We start from the raw sequence: 20,974 nt of genomic DNA on the forward strand, positions 1-20,974 counted from the left end.
CGGTTAAGGCGGGTTAACCGGTTGAGGGCTGAAGCCTGTTAAAAGTTCAGAAACTGTGGATGCAGCGTTGCGCTCAATCGGCATGACAGCAGCCCGACTTCGTCGCACCGTTATACCGATCATGATGCCGCACCCATTCCATGATCTCGTCTTCATTCCTGCCTTTGGGCGTCAGATCGAGGTAGTGGTAAGCGCCAACCAGCATGTCCAGACCGCGCGCGTATGTTGAGTAAGTGTGGAAAATCTCGCCTTTGTCGTTGCGATAAAACACGCTCAGCCCCGGCATTTCTTCCTCGGCGCTCTGGGTTTTTTCGTAGTTGTAGGTAGCCTTGCCCTCGGCGACGTCTTCAGCCCGGGCGCAGACGCCGAAGTCGTAATTGAAATCGCAGCCTTCTGACGAGACCCAGTCAAATTTCCAGCCCATCCGTTGTTTGAATGCCTGAAACTCGTCGAACGGCGCGTGGGAAACGGCGACTACGGCGACGTCGTGATGGGCCAGGTGCTGGTTGGCGCCGTCAATGTGGTCACTGAGGAACGAGCAGCCCTGGCAGCCTTGCTCCCAGCCTTTGGCGAACATGAAATGGTAGATGATCAACTGGCTGTTGTTGCCAAACAGGTCGTTGAGCTTGAGCTCGCCGTTCGGCCCTTGAAAATGATAGACCTTGTCGACCTTCACCCACGGCAAGGCGCGGCGCTCGGCGCTGAGGCGATCGCGTTCCCGGGTGAAGGCTTTTTCGTGGGCCAGATGCTGCTCGCGGGCGGCGAGCCATTCTTCGCGTGATACCACCGGATGGTTTGCAACGTTCATGACGATGTCTCCTGCGGATTGAACCGGCTGTTTCAGCCTAGTCGTTCAACGTGCGAGGTAATCGACAGCCGCCGGTCGGTCGAGGCCTGAAATACTGCTGAACGGCTGCGCAGCGCTTCGGTCACAACCTTGAACGCGGCACAAAATCACCCGCACCGGAGGTTGGATCAGGATGACGACTTATAACTGGGATTTGATTGAACGTTTGCTGCATGAAGTGCAGAACAGCGCTGGCCACAGCTTCGCACCCCGCGCTTATGCCGAAGATTATGCGGCTGAGAAAGCCAGCGCCGGCGAGCCGATCGACAATCTCGATCACTTGAAAACCCTGGCCTGTGATTATGAAAAGCTCTTGCTGGAGCGCGGATTCATCGAGCCGCGGCCGGATCATGAGGGCAGCACCGGCAATAACTTCATTCTGACGCCGCGTGGCTCCAGCCTGTTGAGCCTGATCGACAGCAGCATCCCCGGCAACGATCATCCGCGTCAGGTGCTGGATGAGCAGGAGGATGCGCTGGATGAAACGACCTTTGATGAAGTCGCCTCAAAGGCTCAAATCGCCTGAACCAGCGAAGTCCGCCGTGTGGGAGCGAGCCTGCTCGCGAATACGGTCTGTCAGTGACATTTGATCTGTCTGATATTCCGCCTTCGCGAGCAGGCTCGCTCCCACAATGGGCCATTGGTTTATTCAAGGTTTCTGCGCGGCCTTCAGGCACTTGAGGTCATTGAAGTCCTTACGCACTCCCTCGATTTTCTTCAACAAACGCTCACGCTGTTGCGGCGTGCTCTCGGCCATCAAGTCGACAAACAGCGATCGCGCTTGAGCTTCGGTGTTGGCGTAGGCCTTGCGGTAATCCGCTGTCCATAACCGCTCGCGGTTGACCAGAAGCGTCTCGATGCGTTGTGGGAATTCCGCGCTTTTGCGTTGCGCAACCGCGGCGCTGAACTGTTGCTGCCAATGCGCGCGGTTGGCGATCCATTGGGTGTTCTGGTCGCCCAAGGCGTTGGTCCAGGCCACAACGCGTTGTTTCTGCGTGTCGCTGAGCGGGCCCAGCCAATCGTTCAGGCGTTTTTCCATGCGCTCGCCGCGTTCCTTGATCTGCTGCGCTAACGGCGGTTTCACGTATTCCTGCTGACGTTTGCGCAAATCCTTGGCAAACGCGTCGTTCATTTCCGCCACCTGTTTATCGTCCAGACCTTGCAGCAGCTCAATGGCCGAAGGGGTGATTTCCCGGGCGGTTTCGGCAATGGCCTGCTTGGCTTCGGCGGTGCGCTCCTGCAGGGCGGCGTCGGTGACCTGATTGCTTTCGACCATGGCCTGCAATCGGTCCAGCCAGTCCAGGTAACCGGGTAACTGCGTAGTGCAGTGCCAGCTCAGGTGTTCCTTGAGCCGTTCGTTGAACCAGTCTTTCTGCTCGCCGTTCATGTCCACGTAATCGCTCAGCGACCACGGGATAATCACGTCGAGGTTGCGGTAGGCCAGGCCCACGCGGCTGCAAGCGCCAAGGGCGAGGGTGAAGATCAGCAGGGCGGCAATCTGTTTGAACCAGCGAGACATGGGCAAATCCTTGCGAGAGCCTGGCGTCGGAAATCTTATTCTTATGTGATGCAGGATGCGCGCGGCAGTTCAGCCGATCAATAGAACGTGCGTACAGCCTTGAGGGTGACGAGGCCGTCGCACTCGCTGTTGTGCCCGGAATAGGCCGAGCAATCGCTGCCGCTGAGGCTGGAATTGCTGTAGATCAAATCAAGATCGACGCCCATGAATGGCCTCGACAGCTTCACTGACCAATCGGTGAAACTGCTGATATACCCGCCGTCCACCGCCACCGGCGTATTCAATTGGTGCGTGGTGTATTTCATGCTCACGCCGATGCCGAACGGCTGATTGCCAGTGAGGTCGGCAAACAAGGTGTTGTTCTGTTTATCCGGATCGTTGCTCAGGGCAATGCCAAAGCGACTGCCGAGCAGGGTCAGGCCACCAAACAGCTCCTGGCTGTCGAGGGTGTCCACGCGGGGATAGCTGTAATGGATCATCCCGACTTCATAGCCGAGCACCTGATCGAACGGCTGCTTGAAGCCGACATAGGAATCGATCTCGAGGTTCTTGCCCGGGCTGATGCCCATGCTCGGCGCGTACTGGCCGAAATACACGCCGCTGTCGTGACTCAGGTCGAGGCCACCGTGGAACGAGCCGACCGCCGCCGGTTTCACCAGGCCCTGGGCCATGCTGCGGCTGGGCGTAGTGCCGAGCTTGAGATCGAAGTCACCCAGTTCACCCTGAAAAACCTGCGCGTGCGCGGTCGCGCCTGACAGCAGGCTGACGAACAATAAACAGGGAAATGGGCGCATGCGTCACTCCATGAACCGCGAGCGCAGGGCAAAGGCCTGCTGAAACGCTTGATCTAGACGCGTGCAAGGATACCGACGAATGCCCGGCATTGATGGCCGTTCGTCGATTTTCGGGAATTTTTGTTTAAAGCGAAGGGGTGTTGCACGGTGCCAGTCCAGGCGCTTCGAAGCTCAAAGCGCCTCTGGACGGGGTGAAACCGGTATTACTTCTTGCCCAGGCTGATCTGCTTGGACGGGCCGAATGTCTGACCGCTGACGCCTTTGGCAATTTGCTGGATCTCGCCGCCGGACTTGAGGAATGCTGCGATCTGATCGTTGATCGATTCGCTGGTTTCAACGGCTGGAGCTGGCTTTGCTTTGCTGGTGGATGCTTTTACACGCATGGCGGCCATTAACCTTTAGAAAAGTAACTCGGCCAGGCATCGTACAGGAATAACTTGACAATAGCTTGGTAAATATCCCCCGGATTAACCAACCGTAACGCTGCATTATTACCGGCCGCTCACTCGTAATAAGCAGCTAACCTGCTGTTTTAAATAAGAACATTTAATTGAAGTGAGGCCAATCAGCGCAGCAGTGATGCGTCGGACCGGACTGACGAGCGGCACCCCGTAGGGCAGTGATCAAGCAAAATCAACAGGTTGACGCAGATTTTCCGCTGCGAGGATCTGTCGCCCGACGTTGGCGGCAAAAACGGGTAGAATGCCGCCCACGTATTGAGGGTTTCGGAAATGGCTTTAGTCGGGCGTTACAACAGTTTGCAAGTGGTTAAACACACTAACTTCGGTTTATATCTGGACGGCGGCGCCGACGGCGAAATTCTTTTGCCCAACCGTTATATCCCCAAAGATATTCCCAGCGAAGATGAAGACTGGCTCAACGTATTCATCTATCTGGACAGCGAAGACAAACTTCTCGCCACCACGGAAAAACCCAAAGTTCAGGTCGGCGAATTTGCCAGCCTGAAAGTGGTTGAAGTCAACAGCATCGGCGTGTTCCTCGACTGGGGCTTGCCGAAGGATCTGTTGCTGCCGTACTCGGAAGAAAAGCGCCAGATGACCGCTGGCGAATACTGCGTGGTGCACGTCTATCTCGACAAACACACGCGCCGCATCACCGCCACCGCGCGCCTCGATCGTTATCTGGACAAAACCCCGGCTACTTACAGCCCGGGCCAGGAAGTTGATCTGCTGGTAGCCGAAGCCACCGACATGGGCTTCAAGGCGATCATCAACAACAAGCACTGGGGCCTGATTCACAAGAATGAAATCTTCAAGTTCATGCGTTCGGGCATGCGCGAGAAAGGCTTCATCAAGGAAGTGCGCGCCGACGGCAAGATCAGCCTGAGCCTGCAACCGGTTGGCCAGGAAGCGGCCAGCAGCCTGAGTTCGAAGATTCTCGGCAAGTTGCGCGAAAACGACGGCACCCTGGCGGTCAGTGACAAGAGCGATCCGGCATTGATCAGCAGCCTGTTCGGCGTCAGCAAGGGCAACTTCAAGAAAGCCATCGGCTCGCTGTACAAGGAAGGCAAGATCGTCATCCACGCCGATCGCATTGAACTAACCTGAGCCTTGAGTGGCCCATGTTGCAGGCCACACAAGAGGTTGGATCGATGAAAAAGGCGCTGATCGCTTACGTCGCATCGCTGCTGACGTTTCTCCTGCTCGATGGCATCTGGCTCGGGCTGCTGATGGCGCCGACCTATCGCGAACTGCTCGGTTCGCTGATGCTGGAAAAACCGCTGCTGTTGCCCGCAGCGGTTTTTTATTGCCTGTACGTGATTGGCTGCGTGGTGTTTGTCGTGTTGCCGGCGCTGAGCTGGCAGCGAGCGGCGAAGCTGGGCGGGCTGTTGGGGCTGGTGGCGTACGGCACTTATGACCTGACCAATTGGGCGACCTTGCGCGACTGGTCGGTGCAGGTGAGTTTGATGGATTGGGCGTGGGGGATAGTGGCGACTGCAGTTGCTTGCACGGTAGGTTATTTGGTGGCGAAGCGGTTTGCGTGAGCTGATCTTTCAGTTGCGTTGCCAATGCTGGCCTCTTCGCGAGCAGGCTCGCTCCCACAATGAATTCCCGTCGTTCACAAATTCCACTTCCACCACAAATCCCCTGTGGGAGCGGGCTTGCCCGCGAATGACGGCGCAGCCGTCAACCATTCAGCGCTGACGCCACTGACCAAATAAAGGTCTTTTCCAGACGGCTTTTTCCGCGCATCTGATTGATAATCCCCGACACTGTTTTCTGACCATTGGATGGCCTGCCATGTTGTGTGTGTTCGAGGTGTTGCGGTGAGTGCCGAGCGGCGCAATGCCGACGGTTTTGCCCTGCAAGTGATGATCGGCCTGTGCCTGATCTGGGGTGTGCAGCAAGTCCTGATCAAGTGGGCGGCAACGGACATCGCGCCAGTGATGCAAGCGGCGGGGCGCTCGGGGATTTCTGCGTTACTGGTCGGTTTGCTGATCTGCTGGAAGGGCGGTTGGGATCAGGTCGGCAGCACCTGGCGCGGCGGCTTGCTGGCCGGTGCGCTGTTTGGTCTGGAATTCCTGTTCATCGCCGAAGGCCTGCAACTGACCACCGCCGCGCACATGTCGGTGTTCCTCTATACCGCACCGATCTTCACTGCACTCGGCGTGCATTTCCTGCTGGCCAGCGAGCGTTTGCGCCCGTTGCAATGGCTGGGGATTCTGCTGGCGTTCATCGGCATCGCGATTGCCTTCGCCGGCGGTGTGTCGTGGGACAACCTTGATCGGCGCATGCTGCTGGGCGATGCCTTCGGCGTATTGGCCGGCGCCTGTTGGGGCGCGACCACCGTGGTGGTACGGGCCTCGCGACTGTCGGAAGCGCCGGTGACATTGACCCTGTTTTATCAGCTTATGGTCGGTTTCATCGGTCTGCTGTTGATCGCGTTGTTCAGCGGCCAGATCACCCACGTCAGCCTGACTACCGTGGCGGTGGCCAGTGTGCTGTTCCAAGGGCTGGTGGTGTCGTTCTTCAGCTACCTGGTGTGGTTCTGGCTGCTGCGCCGTTATCTGGCGGCGAACCTTGCGGTGTTCTCGTTCATGACGCCGTTGTTCGGCGTGACCTTCGGCGTACTCCTGCTGGGTGAAGCGTTGAGCGTGAACTTCGTCATCGGCGCCGTGCTGGTGCTGCTCGGCATCACTTTCGTCAGCGCCGAACAGTGGCTGCGTCGGCGTTTGCGCAAGGCGCTGGGCCAGTAGCCTTGGCCTGCATCGCCAGCGCGCCGGCCAACAACAGGCCGGCGCCGGCGATCAGCAGCGCTGGCTGCAAACCGCCGCTGAAATGGCTGCTCAGCGCCGCCAGCAACGGGCCGCTCAGCTGGCCGACGGCGAAGCACGCCGTGAGCATCCCGGCGTTGCGCTGAGTGGCGTGGGGCGCCAGCTCTCGCGAACGCTGCATGACCAGTTGCATGCAGGCCAGAAACGGCGTGCCGCAGAGGATTACTCCCAACGCCAGGCCGAGGCCGCTGCCCAGCAGACAGGCAAATACTCCGGCCGCTTGCAGCCACAGCGTCGCCATCAGCCAATGTCGAGTGGTTTCGGGATCATGCCGACGCAGACTCACCAGACACACGCCGATCGCCGCGCCCAGGCCAAAGCACGGCCAGAACAGATCCGCCTGCCACTGGCCGTGAAACTGCGCGTTGGCCATCTGCGACAGGAACGTTGCCGGAATGATGTAGCCGATGCCGTACAGCGCATACACCAGCGCCAGCTGGCCGATGCCTCGGTTCGCTGAAGTCGCCGGGGCGATCGTCGTCTTCATTACCGTTGCGGGCTGCGGCAACAACCGCCATACGCCGAGCATCATCAGCAACGCGGCGGCCGCATAAATCAGCCACAGGGTTGCCGATGTCTGCTGCAAACGGTGTGAGATCAGCGCCAGCAGCCCTGTGAGAAAAATCCCCAGACCCGGTCCGGCAAAAACCAGAGCACCCCAGCGCGGACGACCCGCGGCCGCCGCCAGCGGCTGACTGAGTGAAGTGATCATCACCAGCACCCAGGCACTTGCCACGCCGGTGCCAAAACGCAACAGCAAGTGCGACCAGAAACCGTTGGCCCAGAACGAAGCCAGGGTCAGCAGCACGCACAGCCACAGCCCGCCATGCAATCGTCGCTGCACCTGCTGCGACCGCTGGGCGAACATCGCATCCACCGCACCCAGCAGATAGCCGAGGTAGTTGGCCGCCGCGATCAGACCGGCAGCGGTCAGGTCGATCTGCCCTTCGCTGAGCAGATGCGGCATTTGCGGCGTCAGGGCGAAGCGGCCGATGCCCATGGCCAGCATCAGGGCAACAAAGCAAGCAGACAAGCGAATCAGCGGCGACATGGTCGGGCTTCCTTCAAGGATCAATGACCGGCAGGCTAGGATCGATTGACTTTCTTTAAAATTGAATAATAGTGAGTAACTTGTTCTGTTCAGGAGAAAGCAGGTGGAATTCAGCCAACTGCGGATATTTCAGGCGGTCGCCGAGGAAGGTTCGATCACCCGCGCCGCCGAGCGTCTGCATCGCGTGCCATCGAATCTGTCGACGCGCCTGAAACAGCTCGAGGAGCAACTGGGTGTCGAACTGTTCGTCCGCGAACGGCAGCGCTTGCAGTTGTCGCCGGCCGGCAAGGTCCTGCTCGACTACACCGGCAAGCTCTTCGCTCTGCGCGATCAGGCCAGTGCGGCGGTGATGGGCGGGCAACCGGCCGGTGACTTCGTGCTGGGCACCATGTACAGCACGGCGGCGATCCATCTGCCGGCGTTGCTGGCGCGCTATCACAAGCAGTACCCGATGGTGAATTTGCAGGTGCAATCGGCGCCGACCGGGGAATTGCTCGAAGGGTTGCTCACCGGCCGCCTCGACGCGGCGTTGGTCGACGGACCGCTGGAACTGGCCGGGCTCGATGGCGTGCCGCTGTGCGAGGAGCGGCTGGTGCTGATCACTGAAATCGATCATCCACCGGTACGCAGCGCGCGGGACGTGGAAGGGCGTGCGGTGTTCACCTTTCGCCAGGGCTGTTCCTATCGCATGCGCCTGGAAGCGTGGTTCTCTCATTACCATGCGGCGATGGGCCGGCCGATGGAGATCGAGTCATATCAGGGCATGCTCGCCTGTGTGATCGCCGGCAGTGGTGTGGCGTTGATGGCCGAGTCGATGCTCGCCAGTTTGCCGGGTCGAGAGAGCGTTGCGGTGCATCCGTTGGCCGAGCCGTTCGCGGGTGCGACAACATGGCTCATGTGGCGCAAGGGTATGGCCGGGGCCAACCTGAATGCCTGGATCGACGTGCAGCAAGCGGTCTATCCCGTGGCTTTGCATGAAGTGCGTGAAACAGCGTGAACCAATCGCAACAGTTTCTGTTCAATTCAGTAACAGATCATTGCGGATTTGGCCGAGCATTGCGTAGGACTTCGGACTATTATCAGTGCGAAGCGGCCTCAGAATTCCGGCCGCTCAGCACCACCCTGAAGGGGGCATGACGATGAAAGAGAAAATCCAGAACTGGCTGCACGATTTGGGAGTTGCCCTCGGTTTGATCGAACCGCCTCTGCAACCGGTACCGATTCGCACGGACGACGAACAGCGTCGGCGCCAGCCACGTCGGCGTTAATAGCTCCGATCAGAGAATTCAAGATCGCAGCCGTCGACAGTTTCTACAGTTTGTAGAAGCTGCCGGAGGCTGCGATCTTTTGCTTTTCGCCAAGCGAAAAAAACGGGTGTGGCCTCCGACGCCACACCCGCTGAAGAAAACATCAAGTCGTTACAGCCGATTCACACCGCCGTTGCCACGGTCGCCGGGCTTGGCGAGAACAGGCTGACCAGTACAAAGCTCACCAGACTGACACCCAGGCTGTAATAGATCGGCGTGTTCGCGTCCATGCCGTCCTTGACCATGAACACCAGCGCCGTGATAAAGCCCAGCGTCATCGCGCTGATCGCCCCGGCGGTAGTCGCACGCTTCCAGAAAATCGCGCCCATCAGCGGAATCAGCATGCCGCCGACCAAGAGGTTGTAAGCCAGGGTCAGGGCGCTGATCACGTCGTTGACGACCAGAGCAATCCCCAACACCGCGATCCCTGTCAGCAGCGTAAACAGACGGCTGACCGCGACGTTGGACTGTTTGCCGCCGCGCAGTTTCGGCAGCAGGTCTTCGGTCAGGGTGGTGGACGCGGCGAGCAGGCCGGCGCTGGCGGTGGACATCATCGCCGCCAGTGCGGCAGCGATCACCAGGCCACGGATGCCGTCAGGCAGCGAGACTTTGACGATGGCGGCAAAGGCGTTGTTGACGTTGTCCAGATCCGGAATCAGCACATGCGCAGCCATGCCGATCGAGGCGCAGACCAGACCGTAGATAATGCAGTAGATCCCCGCTGAAGTGCCGGCGTACTTGGCGACTTTCTCGCTTTTGGCAGTGAACACCCGCTGCCAGATGTCCTGGCCGATCAGGATGCCGAAGAAGTAGATCATGAAGTAGGTGATGATCGTGTCCCAGCCGATGCTGGTGAAGTTGAAGCTGGCCGCCGGCAGCTGCGCGACCAGTTGATCCCAGCCACCGACGCGGTACAGGCAGATCGGCAACAGCAGGAACATCAGGCCGACGGTCTGGATACCGAACTGGACGATGTCAGTCAGGGTCAGCGACCACATGCCGCCGATCGTTGAATAAATCACCACGATACCGCCGCCCAGCAGTACGGAGATCCAGAAGGGCAGACCGAACAACACTTGCAGCACAGTGCCGATCGCCAGAATCGAGGTCACGCCGATCATCAGCGCGTAAGCGAGCATGATCGTCGCACTGGCGGTGCGTGCCATCGGGTTGTAGCGCTTCTCCAGGACCTGGGTAACGGTGAATACCTTGAGCTTCAGCAAGGGCTTGGCGAGGAACAGGTTCAGCGCGACGATGCCGCAGCCCAGTGCCGCGCAGAGCCAGAAGCCGGAGATGCCATGCACGTAACCCAGACGGACCGTACCGACGGTGGACGCGCCACCGAGGACGGTTGCTGCCATGGTGCCCATGTACAGCGACGGCCCCAGGTTACGCCCGGCCACCAGATAGTCTTCGTGGGTCTTGGCCTTGCGCATGCCGTAGTAGCCGAGAATCAGCATCGCAGCGGCATAAATGAGTACGACGAATAAATCCAAAGCCATGATGGCGTGTCTCCGATTGTCTTTTTTATGGTGAGGCAAATGGGTTCTGCAGGGCTTTCCTGTGGGAGCGAGCCTGCTCGCGAAGGCGGTCTGTCAGTCACACCAATGTTGGATGTGCTGAAGTCTTCGCGAGCAGGCTCGCTCCCACAGGGTCTTGTGTTTAATCAGGCGGCCTGACGCAGTTGAGGTTTTATGGCGGCTTCACTGCGCACATCGCTCGGCCCAAACACTTCCCGAGGCTCGGGAAACAAGCGCAGCAGCGTCAGATACACCACCGACGCCAGGCCCAATGTCACCGGCAAGCTGATGTCGATGCCACCGGCCAGTTCGCCCAGCGGGCCGACGAACTGCCCCGGCAGGTTGACGAAGCACAGGCCGACCAGCGCACTCGGAATCCACGCCCCCAGACCGCGCCAGTTCCAGCCGTGGTTGAACCAGTAGCGTCCGCCCTGTTCGCCGCGGGTGAACACTTGCAGGTCGTCCGGGCAGTAGAAGCCGCGCCGCACCAGCAGGCCAATGATCATGATCACCATCCACGGGGTGGTGCAGGTGATGATCAGCACGGCGAAGGTCGACACGCTTTGCACCAGGTTCGCCGCAAACCGGCCGATGAAGATGAAGGCGATCGACAGCACGCCGATCAGCAAGGTCGCCTTGACCCGGGACAGCACGCGCGGGAACACGCTCGACATGTCCAGGCCGGTGCCATACAGCGACGTGGTGCCGGTGGACATGCCACCGATCACCGCAATCAGGCACACCGGCAGGAAGAACCAGCTCGGCGACACGGCCAGCAAGCCGCCGACATAGTTGTTCGCGGCGATGTAGTCCGGCGCCTTGATCGCGACGATGGTGGCGGTGGCGAGGCCGAACAGGAATGGAATCAACGTTGCCAGTTGCGCGGCGATCACCGCCAGCATGATTCGGCCTTTCGGCGTTTCACGCGGGATGTAGCGCGACCAGTCGCCGAGGAACGCACCGAAGGAAATCGGGTTGCTCATCGCCACCAGTGCCGCGCCGATGAATGCCGCCCAGAACCCGGCCTGACCCAGCGCCACGCTGCCGGCGTACTGGCTGTCGAAAGCAGGGGCGAAGGCGAAGATGCCGAGCAGGAACAACAGGCTTGCGGCCCACACGGCGATGCGGTTGACCCACAGCATGATGCGGAAACCGTAGATGCACACGGTCAGCACCAGCAGCGCGAACAGACCGTAGGCCAGGCCCAGGGTCAGGTCGGTTTCCGGCAGATCGACCAGGCGTTTGGCGCCGCCGACCAGCGCATCACCCGAGCTCCACACTGACAGTGAGAAGAACGCGATCGCGGTCAACAACGACAGGAACGAACCGACGATCCGCCCGTGCACGCCGAAGTGCGCACCGGAAGACACGGCGTTGTTGGTGCCGTTGAGCGGACCGAACAGGCCCATCGGCGCGAGGATCAGCGCACCGACCACCACGCCCAGAACGATTGCCCAGACACCGGCCTGAAACGACAGGCCGAACAGCACCGGGAAACTACCGAGCACAGCGGTGGCAAACGTATTGGCGCCGCCGAAGATCAAGCGAAACAAGTCGCTGGGTCGGGCGTCGCGCTCATGATCCGGGATCTGTTCGACCCCGTTTGTTTCGATGCTGCTAGGGCTTTTTTCGTTGTTGTTATTCATGATCTGCTCCGATCATCAGGCGCGCTCATCGTGCGTGAGCGTCACCATTGGCTAAGGGGGTGGCAGCCCTTCCGGCATTGCGGACAAATGTTCGTGACAGGCCAGCCATAGGCCTTGTTGTTCTAGGCTCGACGCTTGTTTTCTGAAAACAATCGTCTCGCGCTCCTGGCTGAAGTGTTGCTCCCCTTGCATGCGCAGCTCGGTGGCCACGTCATGGATGAAAACCGCCACGTCACCCTGCAGGCTGACAAAGGCGTTGCTCGAGGTGCACGACAGCACCTCGAAACCCTCCTCGGCACGCCAGCGGTCCCACAATGCCTGATAGGCATCGCGCGACAGCAGCGGCTGGTCGAGGGTGTAGAAAACGAAGCTGGCATCGGTGCTGAATGCGCCGAAGTAGGCTTCGCGATCGTTACGGGCAAACGCGGCGACCAACTCGGCGGCCGCGTGCAGAACCTGATCACGTGCGTGCATGACCCGATCCTCAGCGATGAACCACGCCAGGCAGTACGCAGAGCATTTCGTACAGCAGGTTGGCGGCCAGCAGCGAGGTGTTGCCGGTGGTGTCGTAAGCGGGCGAGACTTCTACCAGATCGCAGCCGATCAGGTCGAGGCCCTGACAGCCACGGACGATTTCGATCGCCTGAATGGTGGTCAGGCCGCCGATTTCCGGGGTGCCGGTGCCGGGCGCCCAGGCCGGGTCGATGCCGTCGATGTCGAAACTCAGATACACCGGACCGCCGCCGACTTTCTCGCGTACTTCAGCCATCAGCGGCGCCAGCGATTTATGCCAGCACTCTTCGGCCTGGACCACGCGGAAGCCCTGATCGCGGCTCCAGTTGAAATCGTCGGCGGTGTAACCCTGGGCACGCAAACCGATCTGCACCACGCGATCGCAATCGAGCAGACCTTCTTCGACGGCACGACGGAACGTGGTGCCGTGGGCGATCTTCTCGCCGAACATGTGATCGTTGACGTCAGCGTGGGCATCGATGTGCACCAGGCCTACCTTGCCGTGCTTCTTATGAATCGCGCGCAGGATCGGCAGGGTGATGGTGTGGTCGCCACCCAGGGTCATCGGGATGACGTTGTGCTCGAGAATATTGTCGTAGGCCTCTTCGATGATGCGCACGGCGTCGAGCAGGTTGAAGGTGTTGATCGCCACGTCACCAATGTCGGCAACCGACAGCGAGTCGAACGGCGCGGCGCCGGTGGCCATGTTGTACGGGCGGATCATCACCGATTCGGTGCGGATGTCGCGCGGCCCGAAGCGTGTGCCGGGGCGCAGCGAAGTGCCGATGTCCAGCGGCACGCCCACAAAGGCAGCGTCGAGGCCGGCAGCGGTCGGTACATGGGGAAGTCGGAGCATGGTGGCGATGCCGCCGAAGCGCGGCATTTCGTTGCCGCCCAGTGGTTGGTGAAGAATCTTGTCCACGGGTAGGGCCTCATCGTCTTTGTTTTATTTATGCCGGCGCGCCGTTGAGCACAGGTTCGGACGCCGCTGTGGGGCCGATGATGCGAAATGTAGTGGCGGGGAAGAATCGCTACGGGCAAAAACTTAGTTCAGATTTTTCTAAACTAATGCCAAGGCCCGGGATAGACTCCGCCTCAGGTGTTGACCCCCTGTGGCGAGGGGATTTATCCCCGAAGGGTGGCGAAGCCGCCCCAATTCCTGCGGCTCGGTTCATCAGGCACCCCGCGTGCATCGAATTACGACTGCTTCGCAGCCGGTCGGGGATGAATCCCCTCACCACAAAGTCATCAGTGTTCGACAGATGTTTGGAGAGCCGCATGGCCAACGCTTTACCCGACCTGAAACTCCTGCGCATCTTCGTCAGCGTCGTGCGTCATCAGGGTTTTGCCAATGCGCAGCAGGAACTCAACCTGTCGACCTCGGCGATCAGCACCTACATGAGCCAGCTCGAAGCCGCGCTCGGTCTGGTGCTGTGCCATCGCGGGCGCGGTGGCTTCAGCTTGACCAGCAAGGGCGAGCTGTTCCATCAGGAAACCCTGCGCCTGCTCGCCGAGCTTGAAGGCTTCGAGCAATACGCCGCCGCGCTCAAGGGCGAACTGCGCGGCACGCTCAACCTCGGGGTGATCGATTCCACGGTCAGCGACAAGGCTCTGCCGTTTGCCGAAGCCATCGGCGCCTACAGTCAGGAACACCCGGCGGTGCATTTGCACCTGTCGGTGATGAGCCCTTATGAGTTGCAACTCGGCGTGCAGGACAATCGCCTCGATCTGGCGATCGGTGCGTTTTCTACGCGCATGAGCGGTCTGGTCTACATGCCGCTGTACCGCGAGCAGCACTGGCTGTATTGCAGCAGTCGCCATCCATTGTTCAACGAGCGGCGCATCCCCGAGCAGGTCATCACTCAGCAACGGATGGTCGGGCGCGGTTACTGGAGTCAGGCGGAACTGGCCCGGCATGGTTTCAAACACAGCGCCGCCACCGTGGAAAGCATGGAGGCGCAGCTGATTCTGGTGCTCTCCGGCGCCTACATCGGTTATCTGCCGGAACACTACGCTCAGGCCTGGGCCGACAACGGCGATTTGCGTGTTCTGCTGCCGGCGACCTTCGGTTATCAGGCACCGTTTTCGATGATCATGCGCAGGGGCCGCAGTCGCGAACCATTGATCCAGACCTTCCGCGATTTGCTCAAAGCGCAACTCAATCAGGCTTGAGAAAAAATGTCCCGACCACAATGCCCGCGCTGCCTGCGCCCCCAATCCCATTGCCTGTGCCCGCTGATCCCTCGCCTCGACAGCCGCACGCGGGTATTGCTGCTGCAGCATCCGAGCGAGGTCAGTCACGCGCTCAATACCGCGCGTCTGGCGGCGCTGGGGCTGAGCAATGCCGAGCTGATTGTCGGCGAGGTATTCGAGGATTTGCCGAAACTGTTGAACCAGCCGGGCTATCAGGCGCGGCTGTTGTTTCCGGCTGAGGATGCGCAGCCGTTGCCGGCTTACGCGGCGAATGATCAGCCAATGTTGCTGGTCGTCCCGGACGGCACCTGGCGCAAGGCGCGCAAGATGCTGCACCTCAATCCGCTGCTGGCAGCACTGCCACGGGTGACCCTGGCCGAGGGTGGCGTGTCGCGTTATCGCTTGCGCAAGGCACCGGGGCCGGGGGCGCTATCGACGATCGAGGCGATCGTCCAGGCGCTGGAAACCCTCGAAGCGCCGACGACGTTTGCGCCGTTGCTCAAGCCGTTTGAAGCGCTGATCGAAGGGCAGATTGCGGCGATGGGGGAGGAGGTTTTTCAGCGTAACCATGGCGACAGATGACCATTGTCTGTGCGGGCCTCTTCGCGAGCGGGCTCGCTCCCACAGGGGAACGCATTCCAATTGTGGGAGCGAGCCTGCTCGCGAAAGCGCCAGATCAATCACCGCAATTCAAAGATCACTAGCGCTCGCGCATCGCCTCGGTCCGCGCTTTCAACACCGGTTTAAGCAAGTAATCCAAGACGCTTTTCTCACCGGTGATAATGTCTACTGTCGCCACCATCCCTGGGATGATCAGCAGCGGTTTCACATCGCCGCCCAGGTGATTCTTGTCGGTGCGCACCTGAATCAGATAGAAGCTGTTGCCCTTGTCATCGGTGATCGTATCGGCGCCGATCAGCTCGAGCTTGGCGCTCAGCCCGCCGTAAATTGTGTAATCGTAGGCACTGAACTTGACCATGGCTTTCTGGCCCGGATGCAGGAACGCGACGTCTTGCGGGCGGACCTTGGCTTCGATCAGCAGGTTGTCTTCCAGCGGCACGATTTCGACCATGTCGCTGCCCGGCTGGACCACGCCGCCGATGGTGTTGACCTTCATCTGCTTGATCACGCCACGCACCGGCGACGTCACCGTAGTGCGACTGACGCGGTCGTCGATGGCGATGCTCGAAGCGGTGATTTTTGACAGGTCGGTGCGTTTCTCATTCAGCTCTTTGGCCGCTTCCGAACGGAAGGTCTGCTCGGATTCGTCGATCTTGCTGCGGATCTCGGCAATGGCCGATTCGGCGCGGGGAATCGCCAGCGTGGTGGCGTTGAGCGAACCACGAATTTCCACGGCACTGCGTCTGAGGCGGAGGATTTCCACCGGTGACACAGCGCCGGTTTTCACCAGCGGTTCGGACATGTTCATCTCTTGTTGCAGCAACGCGAGGCTGGAGCTGAACTGGCCTTGCTTGGAGCGAAACTCCGCCAGTTCCTGGGTTTTCTGCCGCAATTGTTCGCTGAGGGTGCGTTGCTCGCTGGCCAGGCGCCGTTGACGTTGCTCGTACAACGAGCGCTCGTCCTCGGCGACTTGCGGGGCCTTGGCAATCACTTCAGCGGAGAGCTTGAAGGGACGTCCCTCGGCCTCCGCTGACAGCCGTTCGACCTGCGCGGTCAGCGCGTAACGGTCGGCCTCGCTTTCGCCCTTGTTCGAGCGAAAACGTGTGTCATCCAGACGCAGCAGGGTGTCACCCTTGCCGACCATCTGGCCTTCGCGAACGAAAATCTCGGTGACGATGCCGCCCTCAAGGTTCTGGATCACCTGAACCTTGCTTGACGGAATCGCCTTGCCTTCGCCCATGGTGACTTCTTCGAGCACGGCAAATTTGGCCCAGACCAGGGCGGCGATCAGCAGCGCTGCCGCCAGCCACACGGTGATACGCGATTTGCGCGGCGAATCCTGCAATGCTGCGCCAGCGGTTTCCGGCATGAACTCGGCTTCGGCACTTTTGCCGAAGCTGTCGAAGTAACCGCGCTTGTTGCTATCGGAGGAAGCAGGCATGGCGTAACTCCTAGACCGCCGCCGAGCCGACACGGCCCTTGCGCAGTGCATCGATGACCGCTTCTTTCGGGCCGTCAGCGACGACCCGGCCGTTGTCCAGCACCAGCAACCGGTCTACCAGGCTCAGCATCGAGGTGCGGTGGGTGACCAGCAGCAGGGTTTTGCCTTGCACCCAGCCATGCAGTTTCTGCCGCAGCGCATCTTCACTGCTGTTGTCCATGGCGCTGGTGGGTTCGTCGAGCAGCATGATCGGCGGATCAAGCAGTAGCGCGCGCGCCAGCAACACCGCCTGGCGTTGGCCGCCGGAAAGCAGTTGCCCGCGTTCGCCCACCGGTCGGTCGAAGCCTTGCGGGTGTTGTCGGGCCAGTTCGGTGACGCCAGTCAGTTCGGCGACTTCCAGCATGCGTGAATCGCTGATGTAACGCGCGCCCAGGGTCAGGTTGTCGCGCAGGCTGCCGGCCAGCAGCGGCAGGTCGTGGGCGACATATCCGATCTGCTGGCGCAGGTCAGCCACGTCCAGTTGGCGCAGGTCGAGGCCGTCTAGCAGCAGCTGGCCTTGCTCCGCTTCGTAGAAGCCCATGACCAGCCGCGCCAACGTGCTTTTGCCCGAGCCGCTGCGGCCGATGATGCCGACCCGCTCGCCGGCTTTCAGGCTGAAGCTGACCTCGCTCAGCGCTGGCGCATTCTGGCCGTTGTAGTGGAACGTCACGCCGTTGACGTCGAGTGCGCCTTGCAGTTGCGTGCGTTCCAGCGGCCGTTGTTTGCCGTCGCGTTCCTGCGGCAGTGCCATCAGCGCATCTGTGCTTTTCATGGTCAGTTGCGCTTGCTGGTAGCGGGTGATCAGCCCGGCGATCTGGCCGAGCGGGGCGAGCACGCGGCTGCCGAGCATGTAGGTGGCGACCAGCGCGCCGACACTGAGGTTGCCGGCGATGATGCTGTAGACCCCGGCAACAATCGTCGCCATCCCGGAAAACTGCTGGATGAACAGGGTGCCGTTGGTGGCCAGGGCCGACAGGTTGCGCGCGTGGCTGTCGAGGCGGGTGAGGGCGCCGTGGGTGCTTTCCCATTTGTGCTGGCGCTCGCTTTCGGCGCCGCACGCCTTGAGGGTTTCCAGACCGCCGAGGGTTTCGATCAGCACCGCCTGACGCTCGGCGCCGAGGCTCAGGCTTTTCTGCACGGTGTCACGCAGGCGCACCTGAATCGCCATGGCGAAGATGATGGTGATCGGAAACGCCAGCAGTGGAATCACCACCAGCCAACCGCCAAGCAGGCCGATCACTACCAGCATCAACACCACGAAGGGCAAGTCGATCAGGCTGGTCAGGGTCACGGCGGTGAGAAATTCACGCAGGCCCTGGAAGTCGTGAATGCTCTGGGCAAAGCCGCCGATGGTCGCCGGCCGCGCCTTCATCGACATGCCGGTGATGCGCTCGAACAACGTTGCCGAGAGGATCACATCGGTTTTCTTGCCGGCGGTGTCGAGCAGATGCGCACGCACCACGCGCAGCACCAGTTCAAAACCGGTGCCGATCAGCAAACCGATCGACAGCACCCACAGCGTCGAGGTCGCCTGATTGGGCACCACGCGATCGTAGGTCTGCATGACGAACAGCGGCACCATCAGGCCGAGCAGGTTGATCAGAAAACTGGCGAGAATCGCATCGCTGTACAGCCATTTCGACAGTTTGAGAGTGTCGCGAAACCACGCGTTTACCCGTGGCACCAGCGGCGCGCGCAGGTCTTCGAGTTCGTGGCGCGGACGGGCGAACAAGGCCTGGCCGCTGTAGTGTTCGCTGAGTTCTTCGCGGCTGACCCATTGCTCGCCGCCGTCGGCTTCGCTGGGCAGCAGCAGGGCTTTGCCATCCTCGCCGAAGCGCCGCAGCACGGCAGTGCGGCCGTCGTTGAGCAGCAGCAGGATCGGCAGGTTCAGCGGTGAAATGTCTTTCAGGTCACGGCGCAACAACCGCGCCTGTAATCCGGCCCGCGCTGCTGCACGGGGCAGCAGATCGAGGCTCAGGCGTTGTTTGTTCAGGGGCAGCCCGGCACTCAGGCTGGCACGACTGACCGTGGCGCCATGCAGTTTGCAGAGGATCAGCAGACCGTCGAGTAACGGATCGTCGAAGCTCAGGCGCGGATCGACCCCGGTGGCGCCGGGTTCCATGCTGGTCATAGTGATTGCCTCTGTTGAACGGGCTCGGTTATCGGATCGTTCCCACGCTCACGCTTGGGAAAGCCTCTAGGGACGCTCTGCGTCCAGTGACGCGGAGCGTCACGGGCTGCATTCCCACGCAGAGCGTGGGAACGATCAGAGATCGCAGCCTTCGGCAGGTCCCGGAGGGGCTATTTCAACTCGGGCAGGCGCGCCTGGTTTTTCACTTCGGTCGTGGCAATCGCATCAGCCGGCAGCACCACGCGTTGCTTGCTCAGCAACTGGCCCATGTTCGCCAGCACGCGGTACATCGAGTATTCCTCGGTGTAGCGGATTTCGGTGTAGCGACGGTTGGCGTTGTACAGCTCGTTTTCGCTGTCGAGCAGGTCGAGCAGGGTGCGTTGGCCGAGGCCGAACTGGTCCTGATAAGCGGCGCGTACGCGTTTGGTGGTTTCGGCATATTCGCGAGCGGTAGGCGTCTGCTTCTTGGCGTTTTCCATGGCGTTCCAGGCCAGACGAATGTTCTCGTTGAGCTGACGCAGCGCGTTGTTGCGAATGTCCATCGCCTGGTTGATGTCGTGGGCATTGGCCGCCAGGCGTGCCTTGTCGCTGCCGCCACGGAACAGGTTGTAGTTCATCACTACACCGACACGCCATTCGTTGTCGTGGCCTTCATCGCCCTGCACGTTGTTGTTGGCGCCGACTGCCGCTTCCGCATCAAAGCGTGGATAGAACGGCGACTTGGCCACTTCGTACTGGCTCTCGGCGGACTGCACGTCAGCCTGGGCCGATTTCAGGTACGGGTTGTTGTCGACCATGCTCTGCTGCGCTTCACGCAGATCCGGCGGCAGTTCGCCACGGGTGGAGGCCGGGGTTTCCAGCTCATCGGGCATGCGTCCGACCACGCTATAGAAATTCGATTCGGCGTCGGCCAGATCGACTTCGGCGGTGTCGAGGTTGTTCTGCGCCAGCGCACGACGGGCGACCGATTGATCGGAGTCGGCGGTGCTGCCGATGCCGCGCTCGGTGCGCAGGCCGATCTGGTCGTTGACGCGCAAGTGCGCCTGCAGGTTGTTTTTGGCCAGCGTCACCAGTTCACGCCGCTTGAGCACTTCGAGGTAGACCTCGATGGTGCGCAGGGCCAGATCCTGTGCGGTGCCTTGCGCGTAGTAGGCGCGCGAATTGGACACGCCCTTGGTGCGCTCGACCTCGTTGGCGGTGTTGAAGCCGTCGAAGATCATCTGCCGCAAACGCAGCTCCGACTGGGTGTAATTGAGGATTTCGGTGTTGTGATTACCGAAGGCGCGGGTGTTGGTGTTGTCGCTGTAGCCGCGCCCGTAGGCAGCGTTCAAATCGACCGACGGATAGAACCCGCCCTTGGCCACTTTCACCTGCTCATCCGCAGACAGGCGGGCGTCCACGCGCGAAGCGAGTTCCGGGTGAGTGGCGATGGTGCTTTGAATCGCCTCGGTGAGGTTCATCGCCTGGGCTTGGGAAGTACAAGCCATGGCCAGCAAAACCGCGCTGCAGAGGGGGGTTAAAACGCGCATGGGTGCATCTCCCTGGATCTCAATGTTGTGTTACCGTCGCCAATTATTTGACGTAATTTTAGGGTGTAAGCGTTTCACTCTTGTAACAACAGAGCTAAGAACATCCTAGAGCGTAGCTAAGAAAAAATTTTCATAAGGCTTATGCCAAAAAAAACTTATGCGGTTTTTCAAAAGCAGCACATTGTTCAGCTCGAAAGCCTTTGTTTTATGCGCTTTAGGGAGCTCGAAAAGGCTTGAGGAAAGTTCCATCCACTTTGCGAGACACTGCGAAGTACTGCTGAAGGGGAGGGACGCGTAACGGCGAATGAGCGACAGATTTTTGTCACTCGGGTGATTCACCACTGTTACGTAGCGCTAGTGGGTCGATGGATTGAACAGGGTTGGCAAGTGCTTGATAGCGCTGACAATTCGTTTCAAACCAAGCCTGCGAAACGAACTGTCGAGGGTGCGAGCGTCGCCCCCGGCAACCCGATTGAGCCATGGGCTGCTTCGCGAACCTGTGCCGACGGTGGTCGGCAGCGGAGGATT

General features: G+C 60.4%; 20 protein-coding genes. 8 read left to right on the plus strand and 12 right to left on the minus strand.

Annotated features, from left to right (window positions below; genetic code table 11):
- Nucleotides 1-73: 73 nt before the first annotated feature.
- Nucleotides 74-808 (minus strand): DUF899 domain-containing protein, encoded by a 735-nt coding sequence (locus tag ACZ0AZ_RS16295; RefSeq protein ID WP_463537738.1) that lies wholly within the window; start codon nt 806-808, stop codon nt 74-76.
- Nucleotides 809-980: 172 nt separating this feature from the next.
- Between ACZ0AZ_RS16295 and ACZ0AZ_RS16300 the strand changes: the two genes are divergently transcribed.
- Nucleotides 981-1,373: a transcriptional regulator gene (locus ACZ0AZ_RS16300; protein ID WP_129998986.1), complete on the plus strand. Its 393-nt coding sequence runs from the start codon at nt 981-983 to the stop codon at nt 1,371-1,373.
- A 123-nt stretch (nt 1,374-1,496) separates the two neighbouring features.
- On the opposite strand, the gene ACZ0AZ_RS16305 is transcribed toward ACZ0AZ_RS16300, so the two are convergent.
- The 3 genes from ACZ0AZ_RS16305 to ACZ0AZ_RS16315 all read right to left on the minus strand — a co-directional run bounded on the left by ACZ0AZ_RS16305 (nt 1,497) and on the right by ACZ0AZ_RS16315 (nt 3,552).
- Entirely contained in the window at nt 1,497-2,366 is an 870-nt protein-coding gene (locus ACZ0AZ_RS16305; RefSeq protein ID WP_039761013.1) for a DUF6279 family lipoprotein, read from the minus strand.
- A 77-nt stretch (nt 2,367-2,443) separates the two neighbouring features.
- Nucleotides 2,444-3,160, minus strand: coding sequence for a TorF family putative porin (locus ACZ0AZ_RS16310; protein ID WP_252877671.1), 717 nt, complete (start codon nt 3,158-3,160; stop codon nt 2,444-2,446).
- Nucleotides 3,161-3,363: 203 nt separating this feature from the next.
- On the minus strand, nt 3,364-3,552 hold the full coding sequence (locus ACZ0AZ_RS16315) for a hypothetical protein (protein ID WP_016985943.1): 189 nt from the start codon (nt 3,550-3,552) through the stop codon (nt 3,364-3,366).
- Between the two features lie 339 nt (nt 3,553-3,891).
- Between ACZ0AZ_RS16315 and ACZ0AZ_RS16320 the strand changes: the two genes are divergently transcribed.
- From ACZ0AZ_RS16320 to ACZ0AZ_RS16330, 3 genes are all read left to right on the plus strand, one after another.
- Complete coding sequence (locus ACZ0AZ_RS16320; RefSeq protein WP_016771157.1) at nt 3,892-4,728, plus strand: CvfB family protein; 837 nt, start codon at nt 3,892-3,894, stop codon at nt 4,726-4,728.
- Nucleotides 4,729-4,772: 44 nt separating this feature from the next.
- Entirely contained in the window at nt 4,773-5,165 is a 393-nt protein-coding gene (locus ACZ0AZ_RS16325; protein ID WP_463537739.1) for a DUF2177 family protein, read from the plus strand.
- Nucleotides 5,166-5,447: 282 nt separating this feature from the next.
- Nucleotides 5,448-6,377 carry a DMT family transporter gene (locus ACZ0AZ_RS16330; RefSeq protein ID WP_129998989.1) on the plus strand — a complete coding sequence of 310 codons (930 nt, stop codon included), beginning with the start codon at nt 5,448-5,450 and terminating at the stop codon, nt 6,375-6,377.
- Here the strand turns inward: ACZ0AZ_RS16330 and ACZ0AZ_RS16335 are convergent.
- Nucleotides 6,325-7,506, minus strand: coding sequence for an MFS transporter (locus ACZ0AZ_RS16335; RefSeq protein ID WP_463537740.1), 1,182 nt, complete (start codon nt 7,504-7,506; stop codon nt 6,325-6,327). The genes ACZ0AZ_RS16330 and ACZ0AZ_RS16335 overlap by 53 nt on opposite strands.
- Before the next feature lie 103 nt (nt 7,507-7,609).
- Here ACZ0AZ_RS16335 and ptrR point away from each other — a divergent pair, with 103 nt between their 5' ends.
- Complete coding sequence (gene ptrR / locus ACZ0AZ_RS16340) at nt 7,610-8,503, plus strand: putrescine utilization regulator PtrR (RefSeq protein ID WP_129998991.1); 894 nt, start codon at nt 7,610-7,612, stop codon at nt 8,501-8,503.
- Nucleotides 8,504-8,645: 142 nt separating this feature from the next.
- Nucleotides 8,646-8,774, plus strand: a complete 129-nt coding sequence (locus ACZ0AZ_RS16345; protein WP_003184145.1) for a PA1414 family protein — start codon at nt 8,646-8,648, stop codon at nt 8,772-8,774.
- 161 nt (nt 8,775-8,935) lie between these two features.
- On the opposite strand, the gene ACZ0AZ_RS16350 is transcribed toward ACZ0AZ_RS16345, so the two are convergent.
- The 4 genes from ACZ0AZ_RS16350 to speB form a co-directional block, all read right to left on the minus strand.
- Entirely contained in the window at nt 8,936-10,315 is a 1,380-nt protein-coding gene (locus ACZ0AZ_RS16350) for a sodium:solute symporter family protein (protein ID WP_463537741.1), read from the minus strand.
- Between the two features lie 164 nt (nt 10,316-10,479).
- On the minus strand, nt 10,480-11,982 hold the full coding sequence (locus ACZ0AZ_RS16355) for a purine-cytosine permease family protein (protein WP_463538784.1): 1,503 nt from the start codon (nt 11,980-11,982) through the stop codon (nt 10,480-10,482).
- Between the two features lie 48 nt (nt 11,983-12,030).
- Complete coding sequence (locus ACZ0AZ_RS16360; RefSeq protein WP_150742425.1) at nt 12,031-12,453, minus strand: YybH family protein; 423 nt, start codon at nt 12,451-12,453, stop codon at nt 12,031-12,033.
- Nucleotides 12,454-12,463: 10 nt separating this feature from the next.
- A complete protein-coding gene (gene speB, locus ACZ0AZ_RS16365; protein ID WP_003222717.1) occupies nt 12,464-13,414 on the minus strand; it encodes an agmatinase in 951 nt (316 codons plus the stop codon).
- A gap of 356 nt (nt 13,415-13,770) precedes the next feature.
- Here speB and ACZ0AZ_RS16370 point away from each other — a divergent pair, with 356 nt between their 5' ends.
- Nucleotides 13,771-14,664 carry a LysR family transcriptional regulator gene (locus ACZ0AZ_RS16370; protein ID WP_463537742.1) on the plus strand — a complete coding sequence of 298 codons (894 nt, stop codon included), beginning with the start codon at nt 13,771-13,773 and terminating at the stop codon, nt 14,662-14,664.
- Nucleotides 14,665-14,670: 6 nt separating this feature from the next.
- Nucleotides 14,671-15,267 (plus strand): tRNA-uridine aminocarboxypropyltransferase, encoded by a 597-nt coding sequence (locus tag ACZ0AZ_RS16375; RefSeq protein WP_463537743.1) that lies wholly within the window; start codon nt 14,671-14,673, stop codon nt 15,265-15,267.
- 118 nt (nt 15,268-15,385) lie between these two features.
- On the opposite strand, the gene ACZ0AZ_RS16380 is transcribed toward ACZ0AZ_RS16375, so the two are convergent.
- From ACZ0AZ_RS16380 to ACZ0AZ_RS16390, 3 genes are all read right to left on the minus strand, one after another.
- Nucleotides 15,386-16,747 (minus strand): HlyD family type I secretion periplasmic adaptor subunit, encoded by a 1,362-nt coding sequence (locus ACZ0AZ_RS16380; RefSeq protein ID WP_039761043.1) that lies wholly within the window; start codon nt 16,745-16,747, stop codon nt 15,386-15,388.
- Nucleotides 16,748-16,757: 10 nt separating this feature from the next.
- Nucleotides 16,758-18,917 (minus strand): type I secretion system permease/ATPase, encoded by a 2,160-nt coding sequence (locus tag ACZ0AZ_RS16385; protein ID WP_463537744.1) that lies wholly within the window; start codon nt 18,915-18,917, stop codon nt 16,758-16,760.
- A gap of 170 nt (nt 18,918-19,087) precedes the next feature.
- Nucleotides 19,088-20,446 carry a TolC family outer membrane protein gene (locus tag ACZ0AZ_RS16390; RefSeq protein ID WP_039761048.1) on the minus strand — a complete coding sequence of 453 codons (1,359 nt, stop codon included), beginning with the start codon at nt 20,444-20,446 and terminating at the stop codon, nt 19,088-19,090.
- Nucleotides 20,447-20,974: the final 528 nt, after the last annotated feature.

The sequence above is a fragment of the Pseudomonas sp. AC239 genome (assembly GCF_979258545.1).

What these genes read in the sequence shown, in the direction of transcription:
- ACZ0AZ_RS16320 (WP_016771157.1), top strand. Translation starts at nt 3,892, where the DNA reads ATGGCTTTAGTCGGGCGTTACAACAGTTTGCAAGTGGTTAAACACACT.
- ACZ0AZ_RS16380 (WP_039761043.1), bottom strand. Translation starts at nt 16,747, where the DNA reads ATGCCTGCTTCCTCCGATAGCAACAAGCGCGGTTACTTCGACAGCTTC.
- ACZ0AZ_RS16370 (WP_463537742.1), top strand. Translation starts at nt 13,771, where the DNA reads ATGGCCAACGCTTTACCCGACCTGAAACTCCTGCGCATCTTCGTCAGC.
- ACZ0AZ_RS16335 (WP_463537740.1), bottom strand. Translation starts at nt 7,506, where the DNA reads ATGTCGCCGCTGATTCGCTTGTCTGCTTGCTTTGTTGCCCTGATGCTG.
- ACZ0AZ_RS16310 (WP_252877671.1), bottom strand. Translation starts at nt 3,160, where the DNA reads ATGCGCCCATTTCCCTGTTTATTGTTCGTCAGCCTGCTGTCAGGCGCG.
- ACZ0AZ_RS16350 (WP_463537741.1), bottom strand. Translation starts at nt 10,315, where the DNA reads ATGGCTTTGGATTTATTCGTCGTACTCATTTATGCCGCTGCGATGCTG.
- ACZ0AZ_RS16305 (WP_039761013.1), bottom strand. Translation starts at nt 2,366, where the DNA reads ATGTCTCGCTGGTTCAAACAGATTGCCGCCCTGCTGATCTTCACCCTC.
- ACZ0AZ_RS16390 (WP_039761048.1), bottom strand. Translation starts at nt 20,446, where the DNA reads ATGCGCGTTTTAACCCCCCTCTGCAGCGCGGTTTTGCTGGCCATGGCT.
- ACZ0AZ_RS16345 (WP_003184145.1), top strand. Translation starts at nt 8,646, where the DNA reads ATGAAAGAGAAAATCCAGAACTGGCTGCACGATTTGGGAGTTGCCCTC.
- ACZ0AZ_RS16325 (WP_463537739.1), top strand. Translation starts at nt 4,773, where the DNA reads ATGAAAAAGGCGCTGATCGCTTACGTCGCATCGCTGCTGACGTTTCTC.
- ACZ0AZ_RS16375 (WP_463537743.1), top strand. Translation starts at nt 14,671, where the DNA reads ATGTCCCGACCACAATGCCCGCGCTGCCTGCGCCCCCAATCCCATTGC.
- ACZ0AZ_RS16295 (WP_463537738.1), bottom strand. Translation starts at nt 808, where the DNA reads ATGAACGTTGCAAACCATCCGGTGGTATCACGCGAAGAATGGCTCGCC.
- ACZ0AZ_RS16315 (WP_016985943.1), bottom strand. Translation starts at nt 3,552, where the DNA reads ATGGCCGCCATGCGTGTAAAAGCATCCACCAGCAAAGCAAAGCCAGCT.
- ACZ0AZ_RS16300 (WP_129998986.1), top strand. Translation starts at nt 981, where the DNA reads ATGACGACTTATAACTGGGATTTGATTGAACGTTTGCTGCATGAAGTG.
- ACZ0AZ_RS16360 (WP_150742425.1), bottom strand. Translation starts at nt 12,453, where the DNA reads ATGCACGCACGTGATCAGGTTCTGCACGCGGCCGCCGAGTTGGTCGCC.
- ACZ0AZ_RS16385 (WP_463537744.1), bottom strand. Translation starts at nt 18,917, where the DNA reads ATGACCAGCATGGAACCCGGCGCCACCGGGGTCGATCCGCGCCTGAGC.